The organism is Ruminococcus callidus ATCC 27760, from assembly GCF_000468015.1.
Taxonomy (GTDB): Bacteria; Bacillota; Clostridia; order Oscillospirales; family Ruminococcaceae; genus Ruminococcus_C; species Ruminococcus_C callidus.
In genome coordinates this window covers 5,503-7,439 of the sequence record NZ_KI260301.1, presented here as the reverse complement: position 1 = coordinate 7,439, position 1,937 = coordinate 5,503, and the positions used below count along the sequence as shown (strand labels likewise).

At 50.1% G+C, this 1,937-nt stretch carries 1 protein-coding gene; it reads left to right on the top strand.

Features of this window, described 5'->3' with window-relative positions:
- The first annotated feature begins 164 nt into the window (after positions 1-164).
- The gene (locus RUMCAL_RS01765) at positions 165-1,643 is read left to right on the top strand and encodes a DUF2828 family protein (protein ID WP_040646529.1); all 1,479 of its coding nucleotides are present in this window, start codon (positions 165-167) and stop codon (positions 1,641-1,643) included.
- The last annotated feature ends 294 nt before the right edge of the window (positions 1,644-1,937 follow it).

Sequence of the window (1,937 nt, the reverse complement as noted above, 5' to 3'; positions counted from 1 at the left end):
CAGACGCTCTTTGTGCGGTATTGCCTAAAATTGAATAAGATGGGTTCTCCATCGAAACAGCATCGTGGAGCATTTAGGCAGCCCCATACGAAGCCATGAAACCGGTTTCGTGTGGGGCTTTTTCAACAATCGTACAGTACATAACAAGAAAGGACGTGTTTTTCATGCTGAATGCATTATCAGAGGAACTGAACTGGACAAACACCGAAAACGGAGCACTGGCGTATCACGATACCGGCGATGCGTGCCTGAACCTGTTTTCCACAGCCGGTGCGTTGCGGGAAGCTTCTGCAAAACGCCTGAAAGACATATTCTTGGCGGCATATGCAGAGAATCCGGTATACGCAATGCGGATCCTGTTTTACCTGCGGGATACCCGCGGCGGATTGGGTGAACGGAGCGTGTTCCGGCAGATGCTGCAATATGCGGCAACGATCTATCCCGAAAGTGTCCGGAAAAATTTGCAGTGGATTCCGGAGTACGGGCGGTTTGACGATTGTATGGTATTGCTGAACACGCCCTGTGAGCCGGAACTGATACAGCTGATCCAGAAGCAGCTACAGCAAGACCAACAGGACATGCTGGAAGAAAAGCCGATCTCTCTGCTGGCGAAGTGGCTGCCCTCTGTGCACACCTCCAATCAGAACGTGTGCCGGCAGGCAAAGCTGCTCTGTAAGCGGCTGCATCTTTCGGAAAAGGCTTACCGGAAAATGCTCTCCCAGCTTCGCACCTATGCAGACGTGCTGGAAAAGCGGCTTTGCCGGAAGGATTACACCTTTGATTATGCCAAACTGCCCTCCAGAGCCTTGTACAAGTATCAGAAAGCATTCTGCAAGCATGACAGACAGCGGTACTCCGAGTTTCTGGAACGGGCAGAGCAGGAAAAGGGACTGCTGAAAGCAGGTCAGCTTTTCCCCTATGAGATCGTTCGGGACTGCATCGAATTGGAGGAAAACGCAATGTTTTATGATGACATTGCACAAAAACAGCGGATACTGGACGTGACATGGAAATCCCTGCCGGATTATATGCCGGAACAAAATGCCATTGCCGTGGTAGACGGTTCCGGTTCCATGTACTGGAACTATTCCGGCGATGTGATGCCGATTCATGTTGCCGTTTCGCTGGGCATTTACTGTGCCGAACGAAATGAGGGATACTTCCACAACCACTTTATCACCTTTTCCGACAACCCCCGCTTGATTGCTCTGAAAGGGGAGGACATTTTTCAAAAGGTGGAGCACTGTATGTCCTATAATGAAGTCAGCAATACCGATCTGGAAAAAGTATTTCGTCTGATACTTCAGAGTGCAGTTCAGCACCACGTGCCGCCGGAGGAACTGCCGAAAGTGATCTACGTGATCTCGGACATGGAATTCGATAAGCAGTCCGGCAACGGCGTGACGATATTCCAGCAGATGAAGCAGGAATATCAGGCGGCAGGGTATCAGCTGCCTGCGGTGGTCTACTGGAACGTGTGCAGCAGAAACCGGCAGTTTCCGGTGAAGAAAGACGATACCGGTGCAGTGCTGGTGTCCGGCTGCAGTCCTTTCACGTTTCAGAGTGCTGTCTGCATGACAACACCGGAAAAGTATATGCAGCAGGTGCTGGAAGGGGAACGGTATTGTCGGATTTCGGCGTGAGAGCATCTGTTCAGGAGAGGGTGATACGATAATGATATGCGAATTTTGTAAGGTGATTTTTCTCCGTTCTAGGGGAACACCGCACAACCCTCTCCCGCCTCTCACCTTTGCACAAATTTCCCAAATAAATCTTCCGCAGAAATTTTGAAAAACCTCTTGACAACCGTCAAGAGGTGTGGTATACTAAAGGCAATCCGTTGCATGAGGAATACAACAGTTGAAACAGCTGCCAAAAAGATGAAATCAGCATCTAGGGAAACTCTGCAAGCAGATGGCGTGCAAAGTCGCCAGACG